Annotated in this window: 21 protein-coding genes; 14 read left to right on the top strand and 7 right to left on the bottom strand. The window is 71.4% G+C overall.

Annotated elements, in window-relative coordinates:
• Entirely contained in the window at positions 1 to 462 is a 462-nt protein-coding gene (locus tag CFP66_RS22725; protein WP_094927165.1) for an RDD family protein, read from the bottom strand.
• 160 nt (positions 463 to 622) lie between these two features.
• On the opposite strand from CFP66_RS22725, the gene glnA reads away from it, so the two are divergent.
• Complete coding sequence (gene glnA / locus CFP66_RS22720; protein ID WP_094927164.1) at positions 623 to 2044, top strand: type I glutamate--ammonia ligase; 1422 nt, start codon at positions 623 to 625, stop codon at positions 2042 to 2044.
• Positions 2045 to 2589: 545 nt separating this feature from the next.
• On the opposite strand, the gene CFP66_RS22715 is transcribed toward glnA, so the two are convergent.
• From CFP66_RS22715 to CFP66_RS22705, 3 genes are all read right to left on the bottom strand, one after another.
• Positions 2590 to 2820 carry a DUF2188 domain-containing protein gene (locus CFP66_RS22715; RefSeq protein WP_085914914.1) on the bottom strand — a complete coding sequence of 77 codons (231 nt, stop codon included), beginning with the start codon at positions 2818 to 2820 and terminating at the stop codon, positions 2590 to 2592.
• Positions 2821 to 2899: 79 nt separating this feature from the next.
• On the bottom strand, positions 2900 to 3118 hold the full coding sequence (locus tag CFP66_RS22710; protein WP_085914915.1) for a hypothetical protein: 219 nt from the start codon (positions 3116 to 3118) through the stop codon (positions 2900 to 2902).
• A gap of 271 nt (positions 3119 to 3389) precedes the next feature.
• On the bottom strand, positions 3390 to 4205 hold the full coding sequence (locus CFP66_RS22705; RefSeq protein ID WP_085914916.1) for a hypothetical protein: 816 nt from the start codon (positions 4203 to 4205) through the stop codon (positions 3390 to 3392).
• Positions 4206 to 4797: 592 nt separating this feature from the next.
• Here CFP66_RS22705 and CFP66_RS22700 point away from each other — a divergent pair.
• From CFP66_RS22700 to CFP66_RS22645, 11 genes are all read left to right on the top strand, one after another.
• Positions 4798 to 5295 (top strand): hypothetical protein, encoded by a 498-nt coding sequence (locus CFP66_RS22700; RefSeq protein ID WP_085914917.1) that lies wholly within the window; start codon positions 4798 to 4800, stop codon positions 5293 to 5295.
• Complete coding sequence (locus CFP66_RS22695; RefSeq protein WP_085914918.1) at positions 5292 to 5561, top strand: hypothetical protein; 270 nt, start codon at positions 5292 to 5294, stop codon at positions 5559 to 5561. The genes CFP66_RS22700 and CFP66_RS22695 overlap by 4 nt, the downstream gene beginning before the upstream one ends.
• The gene (locus CFP66_RS22690; protein ID WP_085914919.1) at positions 5558 to 6154 is read left to right on the top strand and encodes a hypothetical protein; all 597 of its coding nucleotides are present in this window, start codon (positions 5558 to 5560) and stop codon (positions 6152 to 6154) included. The genes CFP66_RS22695 and CFP66_RS22690 overlap by 4 nt, the downstream gene beginning before the upstream one ends.
• Complete coding sequence (locus CFP66_RS22685; RefSeq protein ID WP_085914920.1) at positions 6151 to 7326, top strand: conjugal transfer protein TrbL family protein; 1176 nt, start codon at positions 6151 to 6153, stop codon at positions 7324 to 7326. Before CFP66_RS22690 ends, CFP66_RS22685 begins: the two co-directional genes overlap by 4 nt.
• A complete protein-coding gene (locus CFP66_RS22680; protein WP_085914921.1) occupies positions 7323 to 8810 on the top strand; it encodes an SCO6880 family protein in 1488 nt (495 codons plus the stop codon). The genes CFP66_RS22685 and CFP66_RS22680 overlap by 4 nt, the downstream gene beginning before the upstream one ends.
• A 12-nt stretch (positions 8811 to 8822) precedes the next feature.
• Positions 8823 to 10247: an ATP-binding protein gene (locus CFP66_RS22675; RefSeq protein WP_094927163.1), complete on the top strand. Its 1425-nt coding sequence runs from the start codon at positions 8823 to 8825 to the stop codon at positions 10245 to 10247.
• A complete protein-coding gene (locus tag CFP66_RS22670) occupies positions 10244 to 12067 on the top strand; it encodes a type IV secretory system conjugative DNA transfer family protein (RefSeq protein ID WP_085914923.1) in 1824 nt (607 codons plus the stop codon). Before CFP66_RS22675 ends, CFP66_RS22670 begins: the two co-directional genes overlap by 4 nt.
• Positions 12064 to 12597 carry a DUF4913 domain-containing protein gene (locus CFP66_RS22665; RefSeq protein ID WP_197719975.1) on the top strand — a complete coding sequence of 178 codons (534 nt, stop codon included), beginning with the start codon at positions 12064 to 12066 and terminating at the stop codon, positions 12595 to 12597. The genes CFP66_RS22670 and CFP66_RS22665 overlap by 4 nt, the downstream gene beginning before the upstream one ends.
• 4 nt (positions 12598 to 12601) lie before the next feature.
• Entirely contained in the window at positions 12602 to 13738 is a 1137-nt protein-coding gene (locus tag CFP66_RS22660; RefSeq protein ID WP_085914924.1) for a hypothetical protein, read from the top strand.
• Positions 13739 to 13841: 103 nt separating this feature from the next.
• On the top strand, positions 13842 to 14363 hold the full coding sequence (locus tag CFP66_RS22655) for a hypothetical protein (RefSeq protein ID WP_094927162.1): 522 nt from the start codon (positions 13842 to 13844) through the stop codon (positions 14361 to 14363).
• Positions 14364 to 14915: 552 nt separating this feature from the next.
• Positions 14916 to 15836: an HAD family hydrolase gene (locus tag CFP66_RS22645; RefSeq protein ID WP_085914928.1), complete on the top strand. Its 921-nt coding sequence runs from the start codon at positions 14916 to 14918 to the stop codon at positions 15834 to 15836.
• Here the strand turns inward: CFP66_RS22645 and CFP66_RS22640 are convergent.
• On the bottom strand, positions 15814 to 16710 hold the full coding sequence (locus CFP66_RS22640) for a hypothetical protein (protein ID WP_198961611.1): 897 nt from the start codon (positions 16708 to 16710) through the stop codon (positions 15814 to 15816). The genes CFP66_RS22645 and CFP66_RS22640 overlap by 23 nt on opposite strands.
• Before the next feature lie 1032 nt (positions 16711 to 17742).
• Between CFP66_RS22640 and CFP66_RS22630 the strand changes: the two genes are divergently transcribed.
• Positions 17743 to 18804 (top strand): magnesium and cobalt transport protein CorA, encoded by a 1062-nt coding sequence (locus CFP66_RS22630; RefSeq protein WP_198961610.1) that lies wholly within the window; start codon positions 17743 to 17745, stop codon positions 18802 to 18804.
• A gap of 73 nt (positions 18805 to 18877) precedes the next feature.
• On the opposite strand, the gene CFP66_RS22625 is transcribed toward CFP66_RS22630, so the two are convergent.
• Both CFP66_RS22625 and CFP66_RS22620 read right to left on the bottom strand, forming a co-directional pair.
• A complete protein-coding gene (locus CFP66_RS22625; protein WP_094927346.1) occupies positions 18878 to 19861 on the bottom strand; it encodes a VWA domain-containing protein in 984 nt (327 codons plus the stop codon).
• 149 nt (positions 19862 to 20010) lie between these two features.
• Positions 20011 to 20373 carry a hypothetical protein gene (locus CFP66_RS22620; RefSeq protein WP_143517341.1) on the bottom strand — a complete coding sequence of 121 codons (363 nt, stop codon included), beginning with the start codon at positions 20371 to 20373 and terminating at the stop codon, positions 20011 to 20013.
• A 217-nt stretch (positions 20374 to 20590) separates the two neighbouring features.
• Between CFP66_RS22620 and CFP66_RS22615 the strand changes: the two genes are divergently transcribed.
• Positions 20591 to 21061, top strand: coding sequence for a CorA family divalent cation transporter (locus tag CFP66_RS22615; RefSeq protein WP_094927159.1), 471 nt, complete (start codon positions 20591 to 20593; stop codon positions 21059 to 21061).
• The last annotated feature ends 4 nt before the right edge of the window (positions 21062 to 21065 follow it).

Here is a 21065-nt window from a genome sequence, read left to right as displayed (position 1 = left end):
TCAAGCCCGGCTCCGGACCACGACCGTGCGCGTGGCGCGGTCGTGCCAGCCGCGGCCGTCCTCGTCGCGGGCCAGCGGCGGGAGCACCAGCGCGATCATGGCGGTGCGCAGCAGCGCGCGGGGAACGCCGATCACGGCGGACGTGTCGACCGACGCGACCCGGATGCCCAGCGCGACCATTCCGGCGGTGGCGCCGAACACGGCCACCGGCACTGCCGTGAGCAGGTACCAGACGCCGAGCACGTACCAGCCCAGGCTCGGGTCTGCGAGGGCGTCGGGGCCGGTGAACAGCGCCGCGATCCCGTAGCCGAGCAGCCAGTCGATCGCCAGGGCGGCGATGCGACGCCCCAGCCCCGCCGCCGAGGCGACGCCCGCGGCGGGCAGCCCCAGCCGCTCCCCCGGGTGCGGTCCGCCCGGTTGGGCGGAGGCACCGGGCAGCCAGGACTCGATCCAGCGGGCCATGGGCCTTAGCGTATGGGGGTGTGACGAGGACCTGCCGATCGGTCGGGCCCGTTAACGTCTGCGAAACGAACGGGTGACCACCGGGCAACAAGGCCGCCATAGCGTCGCCGCCGACGAAGGCAGTCCAGCCGACCACCGTGTCGTTCGAAGGAGCCAGTGGGTGTTCAGCAACTCCGAAGAGGTCCTGAAGTTCATCTCGGACGAGGGGGTGGAGTACGTCGACATCCGGTTCTGCGACCTCCCCGGAGTGATGCAGCACCTCACCGTCCCCTCCGCCACGGCCGCTGACCTGCTCGAGAACGGCGCCGCCTTCGACGGCTCGTCGGTGCGCGGCTTCCAGGCGATCAACGAGTCGGACATGGCGCTGTTCGCCGACTCCGCCACCGCCCGGCTCGACCCGTTCCGCAAGCACAAGACGTTGAACATCAACTTCTTCGTGCACGACCCGATCACGGGCGAGCCCTACAGCCGCGACCCGCGCAACATCGCCCGCAAGGCCGAGGAGTACCTCACCGCCTCGGGCATCGCGGACACCGCGTTCATGGCTCCCGAGGCCGAGTTCTACCTCTTCGACTCGATCCGCTTCGGCTCCAACCCGCACGAGACCTTCCACCACATCGACTCCGCCGAGGGCTGGTGGAACACCGGGCGCGAGGAAGCGGGCGGCAACCTCGGCTACAAGGTCAACTACAAGGGCGGCTACTTCCCCGTGCCGCCGGTGGACCACTACGCCGACCTGCGCGCCGACATCGTGCACAACATGACCGCGTCGGGCTTCGAGGTCGAGCGCGAGCACCACGAGGTCGGCACCGCCGGGCAGGCGGAGATCAACTACAAGTTCAACACCCTGCTCCACGCGGCCGACGACGTCATGCTCTTCAAGTACCTGGTGAAGAACACGGCGTGGCAGGCCGGCAAGACCGCGACCTTCATGCCGAAGCCGCTGTTCGGCGACAACGGCTCGGGCATGCACGTCCACCAGTCGCTGTGGAAGGACGGCCAGCCGCTCTTCCACGACGAGACCGGCTACGGCGGCCTGTCCGACATGGCGCGCTACTACATCGGCGGCCTGCTGCACCACGCCCCGAGCCTGCTGGCCTTCACCAACCCGACGGTGAACTCCTACCACCGCCTGGTCCCGGGCTACGAGGCCCCGGTCAACCTGGTCTACTCGGCCCGCAACCGCTCGGCCTGCATCCGCATCCCGCTGTCGGGCAACAGCCCGAAGGCCAAGCGCATCGAGTTCCGCTGCCCCGACTCGTCCGGCAACCCGTACCTCGCCTTCTCGGCGATGCTGATGGCCGGAATCGACGGCATCAAGAACAAGATCGAGCCGCCCGCCCCGATCGACAAGGACCTCTACGAGCTCCCGCCCGAGGAGGCCAGGGACATCCCGCAGGTGCCCGCCAGCCTCGGCGCCGTCATCGACCGGCTCGAGGCCGACCACGACTACCTGCTCGAGGGTGGCGTCTTCACCCCCGACCTGATCGAGACCTGGATCGCCTACAAGCGGGAGAACGAGATCGACCCGCTGCGGCTGCGCCCGCACCCGTACGAGTTCGCGCTGTACTACGACGTCTGATTCCTGCAGGTTTCTGACCTGCTGAGCTGTCCGCAAAACGGTGGTTGACCTGCGCAGATGCCTTCCGGCGTCTGCCGGCGTCAACCACCGTTTTTCGTGCTCGTGTGCCACGGATGTGCCACACCGGAGATCAACACGGCGGGTCGGGGTGCGGTGCGGATCAATCCCAGGCTGGGTGCGCGGCGGGACCGGAGTCGATTGGCGGCGCGGACGACCGTGGCCGTCGCGCGCTCGCCAGGTGGTCGTCGCGTGGTCGGTAGCCGGCGGCGCGCAGCGGACGCGGTCACCAGGCCTCCCTCAGACACAGCGACACGGCATCACGGCATCACGGCATCACGGCGGCAGCCAGCCGGACGAGTAGCCAGGCGACCTCCGGGGCTCGACCCGTCCGAGTGCACGATCACCTGCAGCGGATCGTGCACGACCGACGTGGCCAGCATCTGACCCTCCGGCGCGGTGGGCCGGAACCAAGACGAAACCGCCGGGTGATGGAGGGGGTTCTCTGTCACCCGGCGGTTGTTCGACGGTCCGCGACGTCGGAGCGGTCAGCCCTTCGAGTTCTTGGGGTCGCGGCTGCGGGGGTAGGTGTTGCGCTCGCCGATCCGGCCGTCCTGGTTGTGAATGACGTGCTCGACCCCACGGTCGATGGCCATCTCCCGGCCTGCGGCCTGTGCCTCCGCCTTCGTCGGTGCGCTGTTGGAGGCGCGCTGGTTGCCCTCGGCCTTGTTCACCCAGCGGTCGCCCTGTTTGCTGGTGTGGATGTCGCCCTCAGCCATGGTGGTGCCTTTCGTCGTGATCGAGTGGCGGCCGCCGGGGGACGACCGCTCGGATGGAGCCCCAGGTGCAGACCGGGGGTCACCGGTTCTCGGTGACCGTGGTGCGCGGGTGCCGGGTCGCGGTCGCCTCGGCGACGTAGCGGCCTGTGATCGCGCTGCGATGCGCGGTGCCGGTCGCCCGGCTGGCGCCCACGGCGTTGGTGACCGTGGTGCGCGGGTGCCGGGCCGCAGCGGTAGCGGTGACGTAGCGGCCTGTGATCGCGCTGCGCGCGGATCCGGAGCGGGGGGAGCGGGACATGGCCTGAACCTTCCTGTTCACGCCGCGCAGTCCCGGGTTGAGATTGCGTCGACACCGAAGGTGTAGTGCCATTTCTCGGTTTACCCCCCAAGATGTTGTGGCCGGACGGCGGCGGGGCGCCGAGCGGCGCGGTCGACGATGCGGTGGGCGACGTCGACGTCGACGCGCGCGCGGGCCTGGCGGGCGTCCCGGGCGCCGAGCGAGGACCGGGCGATGAGCACCGACATGGACGGCGTCGAGGACGCTGACTTCGGCGATCGTGATGGGGGTGTCATGCGATTCCCAGCTTCCTGATCCGGTCGCGGTTGTTGGCGAGCATCCGCTCGATCGTCTTCTCTGATAGGCCGAGGTCGACGGCGATCTCGGCCTGGGTGTGGTCAGCGGCGATCAGCTCCAGCGCGCGGTGGACACGTGGGTCGCGCACGGCGCGGGTACCCCGCCGGATGTAGCCGCGTGCCACCGCCTTCCACTCGGGGCCGTCGATCGCCGCGGTCGGTGCGTCGATGCCCGGGTCTGCGGCGGTGGGGTCGACCAGCAGCGCGCCGCCGGTCTCCTTGTCCAGCCAGGCCCTGTAGATGTTGGCGAAACGGATCTTGCACTGGCCGATGAAGTACGTAGTCAGGCTGGCGCCCTTGCGCGGATCCCATTTGCCGCGCAGCAGGACGTCGTGGTGGAACCGGTACAACGCGATCGCGACGGTCTCCCCTGCGAGCTCGTCCTGAGCGTCCCGGTCGAGAGCGCCCTCGGGTGGGTGGGCGATCCCGAGGCGGGCCTCGTTCATCTTGGCGAAGATCTTCCCGGTGCGTAGCCAGCCGGTCATCACGTCAAGGCCGTAGCGGGTCAGCTCGGTCTGGAACTCGCGATACTCCGGCCCGGTAAACCCGATCAGCGCGAGGCGCAGGTGCAGGTCGACGTCGGCGGCCAGGCGCTCGATCTTCTCCCGCCGCGCGCGGGTGGCCTCATCCTCGCGCTGCTCATGCCCGTCGTCGGCGTCGTCCTCGGCGGGTTGTAGTGCCTCATCCGCGCGCCACGGATCGCGGCGGGACTGTTCGCCCAGCCAGGGCCGGGCGGCCCGTGCACGATCCATAACGGCTGTCTCCGGTCAGGTGCATTGACTGCCTCCTCCGTACGGCAGTCGATGCTCCCTTCTAGTGCTGGCGGGGCCACCACCCCCCAGCAACTTTCAGTGACCTACATCATGCAGGCCGCCGAGGCCTTTCGGACACCGAGCAATCCCGGTTTCCACCTGCGAAGGCGTCATCGGCCCGCCGCCGCGAGCACACACCGGACCACTACCTGGCAGCGGTGGCCGCAGGGCTGATCGGGCCGCGGGCGGCGCGGACCGCGGGCGTACACCCGTGTCCGTCCCGAGCTGTTGCCAGCGCGGTCGCAGGGTCGTGCGCCGGGTGGGCGACACGCGTGGTCAGACCGTGGTCAAACCGTGGTCGGGCTGTAATCAGCGCCGGCTTCGCCGCGACCGCGCGCCCGCCGGGTCGCGGCCGGCTCCCTTGCCCGTCGTGGTCGCAGCCGAATTGCACCCGGCCACGCCCGAGCAACGCAGTCGCAGCGAACCAGCCGGACCCTCCTCGCCAACGAGAGGAGGTACACCGGTGACGACCACAGATGATCGCTGCCCGGGATTCGGGCGAGTCGGTGCGCGGGATTCGCGCCGACGACGGTTGACCGTTGCCGGTGTCGCGGGCGGCGTCGGCGCGACCACGGTCGCGACAGCGCTCGGCGCGGCCGACCGCGGGGTGTTCGTCGGCCGAGCGGTGGACGTCCTGGTGTGCCGGGCGACCGGCGACTCGTTGATCCGGGCCGGCCGGGCCGCGCAACTTGTCGCTCAGGTGACCGGACGCCGCCCGGTGCTGGCGGTGACCGCGGCGGACGCGCACGGCCCGAGCAGGCCGGTAACCGCCCGGCTGCGGTTGCTGGAGCCGCATGCCGCCGCGGTCGTCGTGCTGCCGTACGTCCGCCGCTGGCGTGAGCTCGCCGCGCCGCTCGACGAGGTCCGAGGGCTGCTCGCGACGCCCCGCACCGAGCTCCCGCGAAATCTACGCCGCTTCGCCGGCGCGCTGCGGGATCTGCGCGCCGCGGTGGACGGCCGCTCCCCCGCCGCAGCCCGCCCGGCCCCCGGGCGGGCCGCACCAACCACAGCACCTGGGAGGACACCATGAACACGATCAGAGCGTCAGTTCCCGACCCCGGACCGGTGGCCCCGCCGGGGTTCGCCGACCTCGCCGGCGATCTACTCGGTTGGCTCAAATGGGGGGTGCTCGTCGCCGGAGTGCTCGGCATCCTGATCTGCGCCCTGATGTTGATCATCGGCCGGCGGAACCGGTCGGCCACCGCCTACGAGGGGCTGGTCGGGTCGGCGTGGGTGATCGGCGGTCTCGCGCTCGCCTCGGTCGCGGCGCTGCTGGTCGGGGCGTTCCAGATATGAACCGCCTCCTGCGGCCTGCGGTGTGCGCGGTCGCGGTGCTCGCGGCGGTCAGCTGCACGACGGCACCACCCGCCCCCGAGACGACGGACCGGGTGGCGTTGGTGGCCGTGCCCGGCGGTACCGCGGCGATGTCGCCGCGGCACGGCCCGTTCGGGCACGAAGTCGACCTGGCATTCGGGTTCAGCCACGACGAGGTGGGCGCGGCGATCGCCGCGACACACATCGGGTCCCGAACCAGCTCCGGCGCGGGAGCGGCCGTCGTCGAGGCGACCCTCAACACCCAGTGCTGGGGTGACGTCGCCGCCGCCCGCGAGCGGCTCGCGGCCGCCCTGCCGGTCCCGGACCAGCCGGCGCGGGCGGACCTGACGCCCGCGGCGATCTACTTCCGGGTGATCGCCGGAGACACCCGCGGTGAGCACGTCGTCGTGTCCCTGCTGGCCGACACACCCCAGGCCCGCGTCAGTGGCGGGTACGCGCGCGTCGACACGACGCTGCGTTGGAAGGGCGGCGACTGGCGGCGGCGGGTGCCTGTTCTCCGGCCGAGCCCGCACCCCGACACTGCCGGCTACGCCCTGCTGGGGCCGACGCCGTGACCGCGCTGGCGCAGCCGGCGCCGGGCCAGGAATGCGGCGCGTTCGATCTCGGGTGCCAGGCCGGGCAGGCCGTCGGGTCGGCGTTCCAGGGCATCGTCGCCGAGGTCGCCAAGGGCGCCGCCGAGCTGGTGGTGTCGTCGGCGGCGTGGTGGGTGGAGACCGACAGCGTCGACCCGCTCAATCCGGCCGTGGCCGCCGCCCAAGGCGCCGCCCGTGACCTGATCCTGGTCATCCTGGTCGGGTCGGTGCTCGTGCAGTCGATCCGGCTGATCCTCTCGCGCAAGGGCGAGCCACTGATCATGGTCGCTACCGGGCTGATCCGCTACGCGGTGGTGTCCGCGCTCGGGCTGGTCGTGCTGCAGATCGCGCTGCGCGCCGGTGATGCGTTGGCCACCGAACTGCTCGACGGCGCCGCGAGCAACTTCGCCCTGCTGATGCAGGACGTCCTGGTCAACGGCGAGGGCGACGCGGTGTTCCTGATCCTGCTGGTGTCGCTGATCGCGGCGGTGCTCTCGCTGGTGCAGTGGGTGCTCATGGCGATGCGCCAGGCCGGGCTGCTCGTGCTGGCCGCGATGCTGCCCCTCGCCGCGTCGGGGTCGCTGACCCGCTCGACCCGGGGCTGGCTCGACAAGCTGATGGTGTGGCTGATCGCGATGGTCGTCTACAAGCCCGCGGCCGCGTTCATCTACTACATCGGCTTCTCCTACCTGTCCTCGCCGAGTGCCACCGACGCGGGCCGCACCTCCACGATGATCACCGGGATCATGGTGCTGCTGCTCGCGGTGATCGCGATGCCGGTGCTGCTGAAGTTCTTCGCCTGGTCCGGGACCCAGATCGGCGGCGGGGGCGGCGGCGGGTCCGGGTTCCTCGGCGCCGTCGGCGCCGTGGCCATGACGCAGGGCCACGGGCGCGGCGCGGTCGACCGGGCCGCAGCGATGGAGGCGAACGGCCCCGGCTCGTACGCCACGGTTGGCCAGCACCCGCCGCTCGCCGGCGCTATAGCGCCGACCGGCGCGGCCCCCACGGCCGGCGGGGCCGGCGCCGCTGGCGCTGGCGCGGCCGGTGTTGCGGCGGCGGGCGTAGCAGCAGCCGGCACGGCCGGAGCGGCCGCGGTCCGCGCAGTCGCGGGAGGGATGACCGGCGGCAAGGACGGCGGCGGTGACCCACAATGAGCGCGGGCCGCGGTGTAGACGACGGGCCCCGCCTCTACGGCAACTGGCGCGCCGAACGGGGCTGGGGTGTCGGGTCGCTGTCGACGACCGCGACCATCGTGCTGTTCGCCGCGGTGCTCGTGCCGCTGCTCGCGGTGTCGGCGTTCCCGTCCGCGACACTGCCGCTGCTGGGCGGGTCGGCCGCGGTGATCGGCGCGGTCGTGGTCCGGGTGGGCGGGGTCAGCCTCACTGACGTCGTCGTGCGCCGAGCCCGGTTCCACCGCGCCCAGGCGGCCGGCTGGACCGAGCTGTCGGGCGGGATCCTCACCGAGCACCCCCGTGGGACGGACCTGCCCGGCGTGCTCGCCCCGTTGCGCCCGCTCGACGTCGACGACGGCCGCGGCGGGCGGCATGCGCTGTTGTGGCATCGCCGCACCGGCATGCTGACCGCGGTCCTGCGCTGCTCTCCGATCGGGCTCGACCTCGCCGACCCCGAGCGCGCCGACGCGTGGGTCGCAGCGTGGGGCGCGCTGCTCGCCGACCTCGGCTACCTGCCGCTGATCCGGCACCTCGCGGTCACCGTCGACACCACCCCCACCGGAGGTGCCACGGTCCGTGACCACATCGCCTCGGCGCTCGACCCGACCGCGCCCGCCCTGTCGCGACAGATCATGGCCGAGCTGGCCGACCTCACCCCCGGCACCGCGGCCGAAGCCGACGCCCGGGTCGCGATCTGCCTCGACCCCGCGCGCGCCACCCCACGCCCGGCCGACCTGCTCGCCGCCGCGGTCGAGGTCAGCCGGCGCCTGTCCGCGATCGAGAACCAACTCGCCGCGTGCGGCGTCGCCGTCCTCGGACGCGCCACCACCGGCTGGCTCACCACCCGCATCCGCGGGGCGTTCGACCCCCACCATCGCTCCGATCTCAACCGCCCCGACCAAGCCGATGCCGTACTTGATTGGCATGACGCCGGCCCGATCGCCGCCCGCGAGCGTTGGGACACCTACCGCCACGAGGGCGGGCTCTCGGTGACCTGGGCACTGCGGGAGGCCCCGCGGCAGGCCGTCGGCGCCGGGGTGCTGGTGCCGCTGCTCGCGCCCGGCCCGTTCCCGCGCCGCACGACCTGGCTCTATCAGCCCTACCCCGCCGAGCAGGCCGCGGCGAAGGTCGAGAACGAGGTCACCTCCGGCCAGGTCCGCCGCGCGTGGGCCGAGCGCACCCGCCGCGACGAGACCCAACGCGAACGCGACGACCGCGACCGAGCGATGCAGTCCGCCCGCGAGGAAGCCCAGGGCGCCGGCGTCGGCCGGTTCACCCTCTACGTCACCACCACCGTCCTGCACGACGACGATCTCCCCGCCGCCGTCGCCGACATCGAACAACGCGCCGGCCAGTCGAAGCTGCGGCTGCGCCGCCTGCGCGGCGCCCAAGCCGCCGGGTTCGCCGCGGGCCTCGGCGTCGGGATCGACCCCGCCGACCTGCTGACCCATCGCCGCCACCGCTGACGGGAGCACACCATGGACACGGCCGTCGCCGACCAGGTTCCCCGTTCCTGGGGCTGGCCGGTACCCGGCGGAGGACGGGCCGGGCACGTGGAGGCCGGGGACCGGTTTGCCGGCACCACCAGCCAGGTGTGCGGGCTGTTCCCCTTCGCCACCGCATCGGGCTCCGACGTCCGCGGGGTCCCGATTGGCCGTCACTTGCACACCGCCGAACCCATCGGCCTCGATCCCGCCCACTGGCTACGCACCGGCCTGGTGTCCAACACCGGGGTGTGGGTGCAGGGCCAACCCGGGATCGGGAAGTCCTCGATCACCAAACGCATGCTCGCCGGCCTGGTCGCGTTCGGGATGCGCGCCGTCGTACCCGGAGACGTCAAGGGCGAGTACACACCGCTGGTCACCGCCCTGGGCGGCTCGGTCTGGCACCTCGGCCGTGGACTGCAGGCGCTCAACCCACTCGACGCCGGCCCACTCCGCGCCGCCCTGACATCGGCGCCCGCGGCAGACCGGAGCAGGCTGCGCGAGACCCTGCGAGCCAGACGGCTGACCCTGCTCGAAGCGTTGATCACCATCGTCCGGCGCGACGAACCCGACGTCACCGAACGGCGACTGCTCGGGGCCGCGCTCGACCTCGCCGTCGACACCGCAGGCGCGCGCGAGCCGCTGATCCCCGACGTCCTCGCCGTCCTGCTCTCCGGCGCCGCGCCGCTGCTGACCATCGCCGCCACGCAGGACGATCTCGAGTTCCGTCGCACGTCGCGGACGCTGGTCAACGCGCTCGGGTTGCTGTGCGAGGGCGCGATCCGCGGCATCTTCGACCGCCCCAGCAGCGCCCGGTTCGATCCCGACACCCCCGCCCTCTCGCTGGACATCAGCGCGCTCGACGACGATGACGACGACGTCGTCGCGGCCGCGATGCTGTGCTCGTGGGCGTGGTCGGCGGCCCTGGCCGATGCCGCCGCCTACGGCGAGCGGCGCCGCAACGTCGTCCAGGTCCAGGACGAACTGTGGCGCGCCCTGCGTGTGGCTCCCGGCCTCGTGGAGCGCTCCGACCGGATCACCCGTCTCGGCCGCCACCGCGGCGTCGCGTCCTTCCAGGTCACCCACTCCCTCGACGACCTCGAAGCCCTCCCCACCGAGGCCGACCGCGCCAAGGCTCGCGGGCTCGCGTCCCGCAACGGGGTGCTGCTGCTCGGCGGCATGGCCGAGAAGGAACTCGATGGGCTGCGCCGTATCACCTCACTCAGCGAGGGCGAGGCCGCGTTGATCACCTCGTGGGCCGCGCCGCCGACCTGGCACGCCGGTCGGATCCATCCCGGCCGCGGCAAGTACCTGATCAAGTCCGGCCAGCGCGTCGGGCTCCCGGTCGCACTCACGCTCACCCCCAGCGAGATCGCGCTGCACGACACGGACCGCGCGTTCCGGCCCGGTGCCCGATGACGCCCGGACTGCTCCGCGAGGCAGCCGCGCCGCTGCTGCTGCTCGGCACGATCGCCGCGACGGCGCTGCTCGCCGTCGACGTGTGGGCCGCTGCCGGGGCCGCCGCACTCACCGGTACCGGCCACTGGACCCCGCCACCGGCCGGCCCGGCGCTGCTGTTCGGACTGCTCCGCGACGGGCCCGACGGAGTCCTCGCCGCCGGGGCCAGCACACCGGTGTTCTTCGCCGTCCTGGTCACGACCGTGACCCTGGAAGTGGCCGTCGGGATCGTCGCGGCGGTGCTGATCGGCAACCAGACCGGATCCCACGACCCACAGCGGTCTCTCCTGCAGGCCCGTGAACTGGGAGATCTGACCGGACAGGCCGCGATGAGCCGCGCTCGGAAACTCCGGCCGGGCACCGGCGACCTCGGCCCGTCGGATCAGGGCCTGCGCCTGCTGTCCATCCAGCGGCGCGAAGTCTGGATGTCCTGGGAGGACGTCGCCCTGGTCATCATGGGCCCGCGGTCGAACAAGACCAGCGCCATCGCCGTCCCGACCGTGCTCGCCGCGCCCGGGCTTGTCGTCGCCACCTCGAACAAGGCCGACCTGTGGGCGCTCACCTCCGGCATGCGCGCCAACGCCGGACCGGTGTGGACCTTCGACCCCCAACGCATCGCCCACGTCGAGCAGACCTGGTGGTGGGACCCGCTGCGCGCCATCGCCGACGCCGACCCCGCCGAGCGGGTCGAGGCCGCCGCCCGCCTCGCCGGGCACTTCGTCGGCACCATCGGCGGCGAACGCCGCGACCCGTTCTTCCACGCCGCCGGCGAACAGGTCCTCACCAACACCCTGCTCGCCGCCGCGCTCAGTGACGGCACCATGCGCGACGTCGTCACCTGGCTCCAACCCGGCCAACGCGGAGCGATCGCCGCCCTCGACAAGGCCGGCGCCGGCACCGAGGCCGCCGACCTCGAAGCCACCCTGTCCGGCGCCGACGTCACCACCAAGGGCATCTACCAGACCGCGCGCACCGCCACCAAGGCGCTGACCTCCGAGCGGCTCATGCGCTGGGTCAGCCCACCCGACACCTGGCGCGACGCGCCCACGACCACCGCGCCCGTCGAGCTGGACCTCTGGGACCTCCACGCCGCCGCCCGCCACGGCCGCGCCACCATCCACCTGCTGTCCAAGGAAGGCGCAGGCACCGCCGCCCCCGTCGTCACCGCGCTGGTCGACCGCATCCTGGAGATCGCCGAACTCCTCGCCCAGGCCTCCGGGGGACGGCTCGAACCACCAGTCGTGGCCGTGCTCGACGAGGCCGCGAACATCTGCCCCATCCGCGCCCTGCCCCAGCTCTACAGCCACTACGGGTCCCGCGGCATCCAGGTCCTCACCATGCTGCAGAGCTACCAGCAGGGCGTCGGCGTGTGGGGCGAGCAGGGCATGCAGGCCCTCTGGTCCGCCGCCACCGTCAAGCTCGTCGGCGCCGGCGTCGACGACCACGCCTTCCTGCAGAAGCTCTCCGGACTCATCGGCGACCACTACGTCGAACGAATCTCCACCAGCGTCGACCGCAGCCGCACCTCACGCCAGTACGCCCAGGCCCGTGAACCCGTCATGCCCGCCTCCGCCCTGCGCGCGATCACCCGCGACCACGCCGTCCTGCTCTCGACGGGACGCCAGGTCGGGCTCGGCCGGCTGCACCCCTGGTACCGCGAGCACGACCACGCCGACATCGGCGCCTACGCCGACACCGCCCTCGCCGAGCTGCGACGCGCAGCCGCGCGGGCCCTCGGGCCCGACAACCCCGTCAATCAGGCCGAAGGAGACCGACCATGACACCCGACGACCGGCCGATCGAGTCGACAATCAGCCCTCCGCCGGAGCGGTTGGTGGCGGAACTGTGCGCCCGCGTCCAGGCCCTGGAGGCCTGGCGGACCCACCAGACCGACCTGCTCGACGAACTCCTCAACGGCATGCCGGCCACCGAGCAGAGCCCATCGGATGCCGGTGAGGACGACGACCTCGACGGAGACGGACTCGACGCCGACGCTCTCATCGTCTGGGTGCACGACACGATCACCTCGATGATCGCCCGACCGCTGCGCGGAGAGCTCACCTGGTGTCCGCTGTGGTGGGAGCACCCCGAAGCGGTCTTCCGGCTCGAAGCGCTGCGCCGAGCCTGGACCGAACTCGCCCCCGAACCCGGCGCCGCCATGTCCATCTGGATCCGAGACCACCTCGACCCCTGCCTGCGTGAGCTGCTCACCCCACTCGGCCCCTTCGCCGACTGCGCCCACAACGAGCGCTACCGCGCCCTCAACGGACACACCCCGATCGCGACGCTGCCGACCCGGACACCGGCGTGACGGCATGCGGGGTCCGCTCATCGCGGGCGGCGGCCTGGTCGCCAGCCTGCTCCTCCCCCTGCTTCTGATCGCCGCACTGCTCGGCGGGCTCGCCAGCGCCGCACCGGTCCAGGCGGTGAAGACCGCAGCCATCCCGCCGCTCGCCGCGCAGCACTTCGAGACCATCGCCGAGATCACCACGACCACCTGCCCGGAGCTCCCGGCGCTCTGGATCATCGCCCACGTCCAGGCCGAGTCCAGCTGGGATCCGACCGCCTTCAGCGCCGACCGCAACGGCGGCGCCGCCGGGCTCTACCAACTCAACGAGGCCAACTGGACCAACGCCGGAGGCGCGGCGTGGTCGGCAACCCCGCCGCCCGATAACGCCGACGTCCTCCAGCCTGACGAGCACCTGCGCCGTGCGATCCCGTGGGTGTGCGCCAACCTGCGCGCCGCCAGCTCGCACATCGACGCGAGCGGCAAACCGATCAGCGCCCTGGACGGCATGCTCGTGTGCCACATCGCGGGGTGCGGTCGCCTCACCGGGTCGACCACGGGCATCCCCGCCGCGGGCGAGGCCGGCTGCGACCGATCCTGCGCCAACCTCGTCGCGACCTACATTGACCGCGTCCACGGGTTCGTCCAGCAATACGGTGCCGCGTCAGGGCCGATAGCCGTGGACGACCTGCCCGCCCCGACCCCGTTCACCGGCGTGAGCGCCATCTGCAGCGGCACCGACCCCACCGGCGGCCGCTGCCTCACCCCCGCCACCCGCCACGCCCACGACGAGATCACCCGCGCCTTCGGCCCACCCGGCCCTGGAGCCCCGATCCGCTCCGCAGGCTGCTGGGACGAACACGCCTGGAACCCCACCAGCGACCACCCCCAGGGCCGCGCCTGCGACTACTTCCTCGACGACGCCGGCACCTTCCCGCAGGGCCAGGAACTCCAGAACGGATGGCGACTCGCCACCTGGCTCCGCACCCACGCCCCCGCTCTCAAGGTCAAGTACGTGATCTGGCAGGGCCGCATCTGGTCGCCCGACACTTCCGACACCGACGACGGCTGGGGACGCCCCTACACCGGCGGCGGCATCTACGACGCCGACGACGCGACCGGCGGCCACTTCGACCACGTGCACATTTCGATCGAGAGCGAGTGATCATTGTTGCCCTGGATGCAGGATCGGCCCCCTCCCAAGGAGTTCTCCACAGGACGAGGAGGACTCGCTTGCGGATCGGACGCATCGTGCCGAGCCTGGGCCGATGCCGATCCTTTCCGCCCGCGGCATCGCCCTGCTCGTCATGGCCATCATGTTCGTGGCCGGATGCTCGACCAAGCCGGCATCGTCGGGTAATCTCGACCGGCGGACCGGGTGCTCGTCGGTGGTGGCCGGACGAAGCGTGGTCGGGGCGCAGGTGGTGATGGACGTGCGCGCAATCGACTGTCGCGGCCAGAACGGTCAGCTGCTGGAAGGTGCACTGGCAGTCGACCGGGTCGCGCACGCTGTGTGGCACTCACTCGAACTCCCCGTCGACGCCGTTCGCGTGAGCGTTGTCGCAACGGGGGGACCACCTGAGGACACGCCGACGACATTCACCCGCGACGAGCTCACCGAGCGGTTCGGTCGGGGCCCGTCCGGGGTCGTGTGGCCGGCGCGCGACAGGTCGAACGAGAGCATCTGGGTCGTTCTGCCTCTGGCGTACCTCGCCGCCGGTGTGGCGATGCTGCTCCTGGCACGACGCTTACGACGCGCGGGCCTGGTGGTCGTGCTTCTGCGCCGCTGACCCGACCAGCGGGGGGCCGTGCGCAGCGCCAGGCGCGGTGCCCCTGGATGGCCGGGCCAGGCCGGAAGTGGCGCGCAGCGGACGGGACAACGTCCACTCGCTCACGAACGTCGTGTGCCTTCCGGCCACACGACTTCGATCGAGCGTCCGCGGTCACGGGCATAGGCCACGGCGTCTGCCGTGCCGCCGCTGCTGGTTGCCGGCGAGCCATCCCAGACGGCGAGGAGCAGGTCGCAGCGGTCGATGAGGTGCTGGCTGGCGGCGAGGTAGGCCGCCGGACCGGACCTTTCGTGAGGCATCGTCACCGTCGACGCGGCCGCGTCGAGGTACGCCTCGCAACGCTCCCGGCTGGCCGGATCGGAGATCCCGGTGAAGTAGTCGCTCGCCGGGATGACGACTTCGAGAGCCCGCCGAGTTCCAGGACCGCATCGGCGAACGCCTGGTCGGCGCCCCGGCGAGGCAGGTCAACCCGACCAGGTCCTTCACGCGGGACCGGAGCAGGTCGATCAGCTCGCGCCGCACGAGATCGATCGATCCGCCTGTCAGATTCGAATGGCCGGTCACGCCGACGACAGCCATGCCGTACCCCTCCCTGCATCCGAACAGTGCCAAACCTATCCACCGGCGAGAGCCGGTTCCGAGCGCAGCCAGCCTGCTCGATCACGTCCACCCACCCACCGTGGCCACCTCGAATGTAGGTTCGTCTCGTCCGGCGACTGCAAGGGGCAGGAGAACATCCGCGTGGCGCAAGCGCAGGGAATCGACGGCACGGGTCGGCTTCGTGAGGCCGGTCTTCCTCGACAGGACCGCGCAGTGATCGACCCGATCGAGGCCGTCGTGTTCGACGTCGGCGAGTGCCTTGTCGATGAGAGCCGCGAGTACGGGACGTGGGCCGACTGGCTCGGCGTCCCGCGACACACGTTCGCCGCGGTGTTCGGCTCGGTGATCGCCCGGGGACTGGACTACCGGGAGACCTTCCAGGTCTTCGCGCCGGGGTTCGACCTCGCTGAGCAGCGGCAGGCTCGCGCGGAGGCGGGCATGCCCGAGTCGTTCGGCGAGGAAGACCTGTATCCCGACGTGCGGCCCTCCTTGACAGCGCTGCGCGCGGCCGGCTGTTGGGTGGGCATCGCCGGAAACCAGACCGTGCGTGCCGGCGGGATCCTCAGGTCCCTGAACCTCCCCACCGACATGATCGCCACCTCTGACGACTGGGGCGTGTCGAAACCGGACCCGGCGTTCTTCGACCAGGTGATCGCGGCCGCTCCCTGTGGGGCCAACCGGATCCTCTACGTCGGTGACCGGCTCGACAACGACATCCGGCCGGCCGCCGGGCGTGGCCTGCGTACCGCGCTGATCCGCCGCGGCCCGTGGGGCGTGATCCAGCAGCAGGACCCGGACGCCGACCGCGTACCGACCCTGCGCATAAGCAGCCTGGCCGAACTGCCCGTCCTCATCGGAGCGAGATCGCGTTGAGCGTCGTGGCCCAGCCGTAGAGCCGGTCGTCCAGCGACCGCACACACGCCTGGTCCTGCCACTGGCGCAACGATCGCCGGACGTCCCGGACGCGGTCCATCCCGGTCGCGTACCAGGTGCGCGACAGTTCGCCCAACGCCGCTTCCGCAAGGCGACAGGCCTCCTCGACATCGCCGGCAGCCACGGCGACGGCGGCCAGATCGCCGAGGACGACCGATCGCTGCTTCACGTCGGTCGCGGGAAGCGTGTCGAGTACGGCGCTCAGAGTCACCCGCGCCCGCTTGACCTGCCCAGCAGCCAGCTCGGTGTTGCCCTTGAACGCCGCCAGCCGGACTGGGGTGAACCAGTTCATCCAGTCCGGCACCGGCTGCTGGTCGTCGTCTGCAGCCAGCTCGGCTTCGGCCCGGCTGATGAGCCCGAGCGCCGCATTCGCGTCGCCGCACCGGCACGCACACTCCGCTTCGACGGCGTCGATCCAGGCCCGCATGAAGGCGGGAGCGGAACCTCGCCGCGCATATGCCCGGGCCGCCGCCAGGCGTTCCGTTGCCCCTTCGCGGTCCCCCGCCCAGCCGGGCACGAAGGCGGCGTGGGCCAGGATCGCCGCGCCGAGCAGCTGGTCGTCGGCCTCGCCCGCGAACTGGAGTGCACATGTGAACGTCTCCGCCGCAGCGTCAGGGCGGCGCAGGTCGAAGAACTCGATACGGCCCGCGAGCAACGCCGACTCGGCGAGCGCGCCGGCGATCCTGTCGCGCACCGTGCCGTCGGTCTCGCGCAGCAGCAGCGCCCCCAGCCCGACCTGCTCCTGCACCGACGCGAGCAGATGTGCCGGATCCACCGACCAGTACAGCCGGCGATGGGCCACCGTGACGGCCACGTAATCCGAGGCAACCGACGATGGATGGGTCGGCCGCTGCCGCGACCCGGCAGCCGTCGGACGTCGTGGTGGGGCCGGTCGACGCCTGTCGGGTGGCGGTTCCCCCTCCGACCATGGCGCGACGAAGCCCAGTTCATCCATCCGCAGACCGAGTACGTGCGTGAGGATCTGCTGGTGGTGTGGCTGCGGCCACGGCGGATCAGCGGACTCCCACCGGCGCACTTGCCGCGGCCCGATGCTGACACCACGCAGCCCGAGCTCGTCGGCTGCGGCGGTGAGCGCGGCGGCAAGACCTTCCTGCGAGCCGAACCCGCTCGCCAGGCGCGCGGCCTTGAGCATCCGGTTCCCCGTCGGGCGTGGCACGGACACCTCCGTCGGCTACGGCATCGAGGTCGCCAGTCTACGTTAGAAAGTCCGCTAGATGTCCCTTGCACGGCCTGTTTAAGGCCGTGGACGGCGTCGATAGTGGGACTACCTCGACAGATCGGCCACCGATGACTCCCACCACGCCACCGTTCGGACCGCGTGAGCACGGCTGCATCACCGAGGCCGCCTTGCTGCTCGCGCGCAACGACGGCGCCGCCGAACGGCTGCTGACCGCTCACCGACCAACGCCGGACGGTCGTTGCACAGGGTGTGGGGGTTCGCCGTCGCGGTGGCCCTGCGTACTCGTGGTGATCGCCGAGGAGGCCCGGAACCTGACCAGCGACGTGCGTATCCGCGCGGCAAGCACGTAGATCCGAACCGTCGAGCGCCGCACAGCCCGCGGCCTTGACGCGGTTCCGACACGGTGCCGGTCTACGATCACCGACGGCTCGCAGCTGGCGGACCGGACGAGACGGGGAAGGTGGGTGAGCGGCACATGGCCGGTGACAGTCCGAGCCCGGCTCAGCCGGCTCACCTCGCGGTCCTCACCTCGCCTTCCCCGCGCGCGGGCCACCCGGTGGGCCGCTGAATCCGGGCTGGTGACGGTGCCGCCCTCGGCGGTACCCGCCCTGTGTGTGCGCACCCCTCCGACGAGGAGGTCGTGTGGTGGCAATCATCGACAACGCGGTGTACGGCGCCGGGAAGCGGCTGACCCAGCCGCAGTCATTGGCGGATACCTACCGGCTGCTCAACGACTGCGACGGCAGGCTGGCCTGGATCGGGCTCTACCGACCCGAGCAGGACGAGTTCACATCGTTGGCTAAGGAGTTCGACCTGCACCCGCTGGCCGTCGAGGACGCCGTGCAGGCCCATCAGCGGCCCAAGCTGGAACGCTACGGAGACACCCTGTTCGTGGTGCTGCGCGCCGCGCGGTACCTCGACGCGGTGGAGGAGGTCAAGTTCGGCGAGGTCCACGTGTTCGTCGGACCGGACTTCGTGCTCACCGTCCGCCACGGCGAGGCCCCGGACCTGCACGGCGTCCGTACCCGTATGGAGCAGGACCCCGCGCTGTTGCGCCAGGGCCCCGAGGCGGTGCTCTACGCCATCCTCGACCGGGTCGTCGACGACTACGCCCCGGTGGTCAACGGCCTGGAGACCGACATCGAGGAGATCGAGACCCAGGTCTTCGCCCGGGTTCCCGAGGTGTCGCAGCGGATCTACGAGCTCTCCCGTCAGGTCGTGGAGTTCCAGCGGGCGGCGCGCCCGCTGGCCGCGGTGCTCAACGGGCTCAGTGCCGGGTTCGGCAAGTACGGCACCAACGAGGAGCTGCAACGCAACCTGCGCGACGTCCAGGACCACCTGGTGCAGGTGATCGAGCGGCTCGACGGGTTCCGGCAATTCCTGCAGGCGGTGCTCAGCGTCAACGCCACCCTGGTCGCCCAGCAGCAGAACGAGGAGATGAAGAACCTCACCGAGGCCGCGCTGGCCCAGAACTCGGAGATGAAGGTCCTCACCGAAGCAGCGCTGGCCCAGAACCTGGAGGTCAAGAAGATCTCCGCGTGGGCGGCGATCCTGTTCGCCCCGACCCTGATCGGCACGATCTACGGGATGAACTTCGACCACATGCCCGAGCTGAGCTGGGCCGTCGGCTACCCGTTCGCGCTCACCCTGATGGTGCTCACCTGCGCCGGGTTGTTCTGGAGCTTCCGGCGCCGCGACTGGCTCTGACCACCCGAGGGGCAGGCCGGTCCGGCATATCTACCCCGGCCGGCGGCCCGCTTCCGTCGCAGCAGGCAGGAGGTCAGGGGATGCGACGGCCGAACGCGAACGCCGAGCCCAGCCCCGCCATCGTGGCCAGCGTGCCGCCGGCCAGCCACGGCTTGCTCACGTCGACCTGCTTGGTCTCATAACCGATCTCCTCGCCCAACGCGGCGTAGACGTTGCGCAGCTCGCCCTCGCTGGTCGCGCTGAACGACTCACCCCCGGCCAGCCGGGCCACCTCGCGCATCGAGGGCTCATCCACAGCAACCGGGATCTGCTCTCCGTCGAGGTCGATCGAGCCGTACACGGTGCCGAACGCGATCGTGGACACCGGCACCTGCGAGTCCGCCGCAGCCCGCGCCGCAGTGAACGCCCCCCGCGGCTGGTTCTCCGCGTCCTCACCGCCGGGCACGGTCTGCTTGCCGTCGCTCATCACGACGACATGCGCCGGTGGCGGGCCCTCCCGGTCGCCGGGCAGCGAACCGGAGAACGTCTCCACCGACTGCAAGGCCGCGAAGATCGCCTCACCGGTCGGGGTCGACTCCGACAGCCGCAACGTGTCGATCGCGTGCTGCACCGGAACCCGGTCGGTGCCCGGCGAGACCAGCACCGCGGCGGTACCGGCGAACGCCACCAACCCGAGGTTGATCGTCTCCGGAAGGTCGTCGACGAAGGTCTTGGCGGCCGCCTGCGCGGCGGCCAACCGGCTCGGCGCCACATCGCTCGCCATCATCGACAACGACACGTCGATCACCAGCACCACGGTCGCGCGGTTGCGCGGGACCCGACCCTCCGCCGTCGGCCCGGCCAGCCCGATCGTCAGCAGCACCAGCGCCAGCAGGATCCCCGCCGTGGGCACGTGCTTGGGCCAGCCCGGTGTGCGCGGCACCACCTTCTCCAGCAACTCCAGGGCGGTGAACCGGACCGTGTCCCTGCGCCTGCGTGCCAGCACCAACAGGTACCCGACGCCCAACCCGGCGACCACGAGCAACAACAACAGCCACACCGGCTGACTGAACCTCACCGCCACCACCCGCCCTTCCCACCTGCGCGGTGAGTCAACCGACGCCGTGCGGGCACGGTGAAGCCGGCGACATCGCCCCCGCCCGGGTTCGGTGCTCGCTGACCCAGCTGCCCACAGATGATCAGCTGCAGCAACACCGCCGACCGGGATCAGACCGGAGGGAGGAAACTCACGAACCAGCGCGCGTCCACCTCGACGATCACCAGCGAGTAGCCGAACGATCCGCCGGTCGCCTCCCCACGCACCTCGAGTCGGTCCGGCCCAGCGGAGGTGATCGAGACCCGCTGGGCGCCGGCTTCGCGCAGCCGGGTCACGTACTCCGTGGCGAACTCGCCGTCGCCGGTCAACGGCGCAGCCAGCACCCCGGCCAACGCCTCGGCATCGGCGGCGTTGAACGCGACCGCCACCCGTTCCCGCAAGTCCTCTGCCGAAGCCGCCCCCGCCGGCGGCTCCGAGACAATCACGATCGACAACCAGACGATCCAGGCAACAACCAGCCCGAGCCCCAACACCGGCCACCGGGGCCACCTGCGGGTCGACGACGAAGAGGATGTCACCTCGCGCACTCTTCCACGCCACGGTCCCCGCGCGCGCTGCACTGCGCGGAACAAGTCGTCGCGGTCCTGCCGTCGCGGGAAGCCTGCTGCGCTCCGGCGGTAGTCTCCGCCCGGCGGACCGAACGGCCGCCACCGCAAGATGCCATCGCCGGGGAAAGCTGGAGGTCTGGGCATGTCGGTCGTCGACAACGCGATCTACGTCGACGGACGCCGATCGATCACCCCGGGCTCGCTGAACAGCACCTTCGAGGAACTCCGCGCCTGCGACGGCACCCGCAGCTTCTGCTGGATCGGCCTGCTGCGCCCCAGCCGCGAGGAGATCAAGGCGGTCGCCGACGAGTTCAGCCTGCACGGCCTCGCCGTCGAGGACACCATCACCGCACACCAGCGCCCGAAGCTGGAACGCTACGGCGACGTCCTGTTCGTCGTGCTCCGCCCCGCCCGCTACGTCGACCCGGTCGAGGTCGTCGAAATCGGCGAGGTCCATCTGTTCCTGGGCCCCGACTTCGTCATCACCGTCCGCCACGCCCAGGAACCCGACCTCGCCGCGGTCCGCCACCGGCTAGAGGACGACGCCGACCTGCTCGGCCACGGACCGTTCGCCGTGCTCGACGCCGTCATGGACAAGATCGTCGACGACTAGGGCG

Source organism: Pseudonocardia sp. MH-G8 (assembly GCF_002262885.1).
Classification (GTDB): domain Bacteria; phylum Actinomycetota; class Actinomycetes; order Mycobacteriales; family Pseudonocardiaceae; genus Pseudonocardia.
This window is presented reverse-complemented; position numbering and strand designations above follow the sequence as displayed.

What these genes read in the sequence shown, in the direction of transcription:
- CFP66_RS22725 (WP_094927165.1), bottom strand. Translation starts at nt 462, where the DNA reads ATGGCCCGCTGGATCGAGTCCTGGCTGCCCGGTGCCTCCGCCCAACCG.
- CFP66_RS22715 (WP_085914914.1), bottom strand. Translation starts at nt 2,820, where the DNA reads ATGGCTGAGGGCGACATCCACACCAGCAAACAGGGCGACCGCTGGGTG.
- CFP66_RS22710 (WP_085914915.1), bottom strand. Translation starts at nt 3,118, where the DNA reads ATGTCCCGCTCCCCCCGCTCCGGATCCGCGCGCAGCGCGATCACAGGC.
- CFP66_RS22705 (WP_085914916.1), bottom strand. Translation starts at nt 4,205, where the DNA reads ATGGATCGTGCACGGGCCGCCCGGCCCTGGCTGGGCGAACAGTCCCGC.
- CFP66_RS22695 (WP_085914918.1), top strand. Translation starts at nt 5,292, where the DNA reads ATGAACACGATCAGAGCGTCAGTTCCCGACCCCGGACCGGTGGCCCCG.
- CFP66_RS22690 (WP_085914919.1), top strand. Translation starts at nt 5,558, where the DNA reads ATGAACCGCCTCCTGCGGCCTGCGGTGTGCGCGGTCGCGGTGCTCGCG.
- CFP66_RS22680 (WP_085914921.1), top strand. Translation starts at nt 7,323, where the DNA reads ATGAGCGCGGGCCGCGGTGTAGACGACGGGCCCCGCCTCTACGGCAAC.
- CFP66_RS22675 (WP_094927163.1), top strand. Translation starts at nt 8,823, where the DNA reads ATGGACACGGCCGTCGCCGACCAGGTTCCCCGTTCCTGGGGCTGGCCG.
- CFP66_RS22670 (WP_085914923.1), top strand. Translation starts at nt 10,244, where the DNA reads ATGACGCCCGGACTGCTCCGCGAGGCAGCCGCGCCGCTGCTGCTGCTC.
- CFP66_RS22665 (WP_197719975.1), top strand. Translation starts at nt 12,064, where the DNA reads ATGACACCCGACGACCGGCCGATCGAGTCGACAATCAGCCCTCCGCCG.
- CFP66_RS22660 (WP_085914924.1), top strand. Translation starts at nt 12,602, where the DNA reads ATGCGGGGTCCGCTCATCGCGGGCGGCGGCCTGGTCGCCAGCCTGCTC.
- CFP66_RS22655 (WP_094927162.1), top strand. Translation starts at nt 13,842, where the DNA reads ATGCCGATCCTTTCCGCCCGCGGCATCGCCCTGCTCGTCATGGCCATC.
- CFP66_RS22645 (WP_085914928.1), top strand. Translation starts at nt 14,916, where the DNA reads ATGGCCGGTCACGCCGACGACAGCCATGCCGTACCCCTCCCTGCATCC.
- CFP66_RS22615 (WP_094927159.1), top strand. Translation starts at nt 20,591, where the DNA reads ATGTCGGTCGTCGACAACGCGATCTACGTCGACGGACGCCGATCGATC.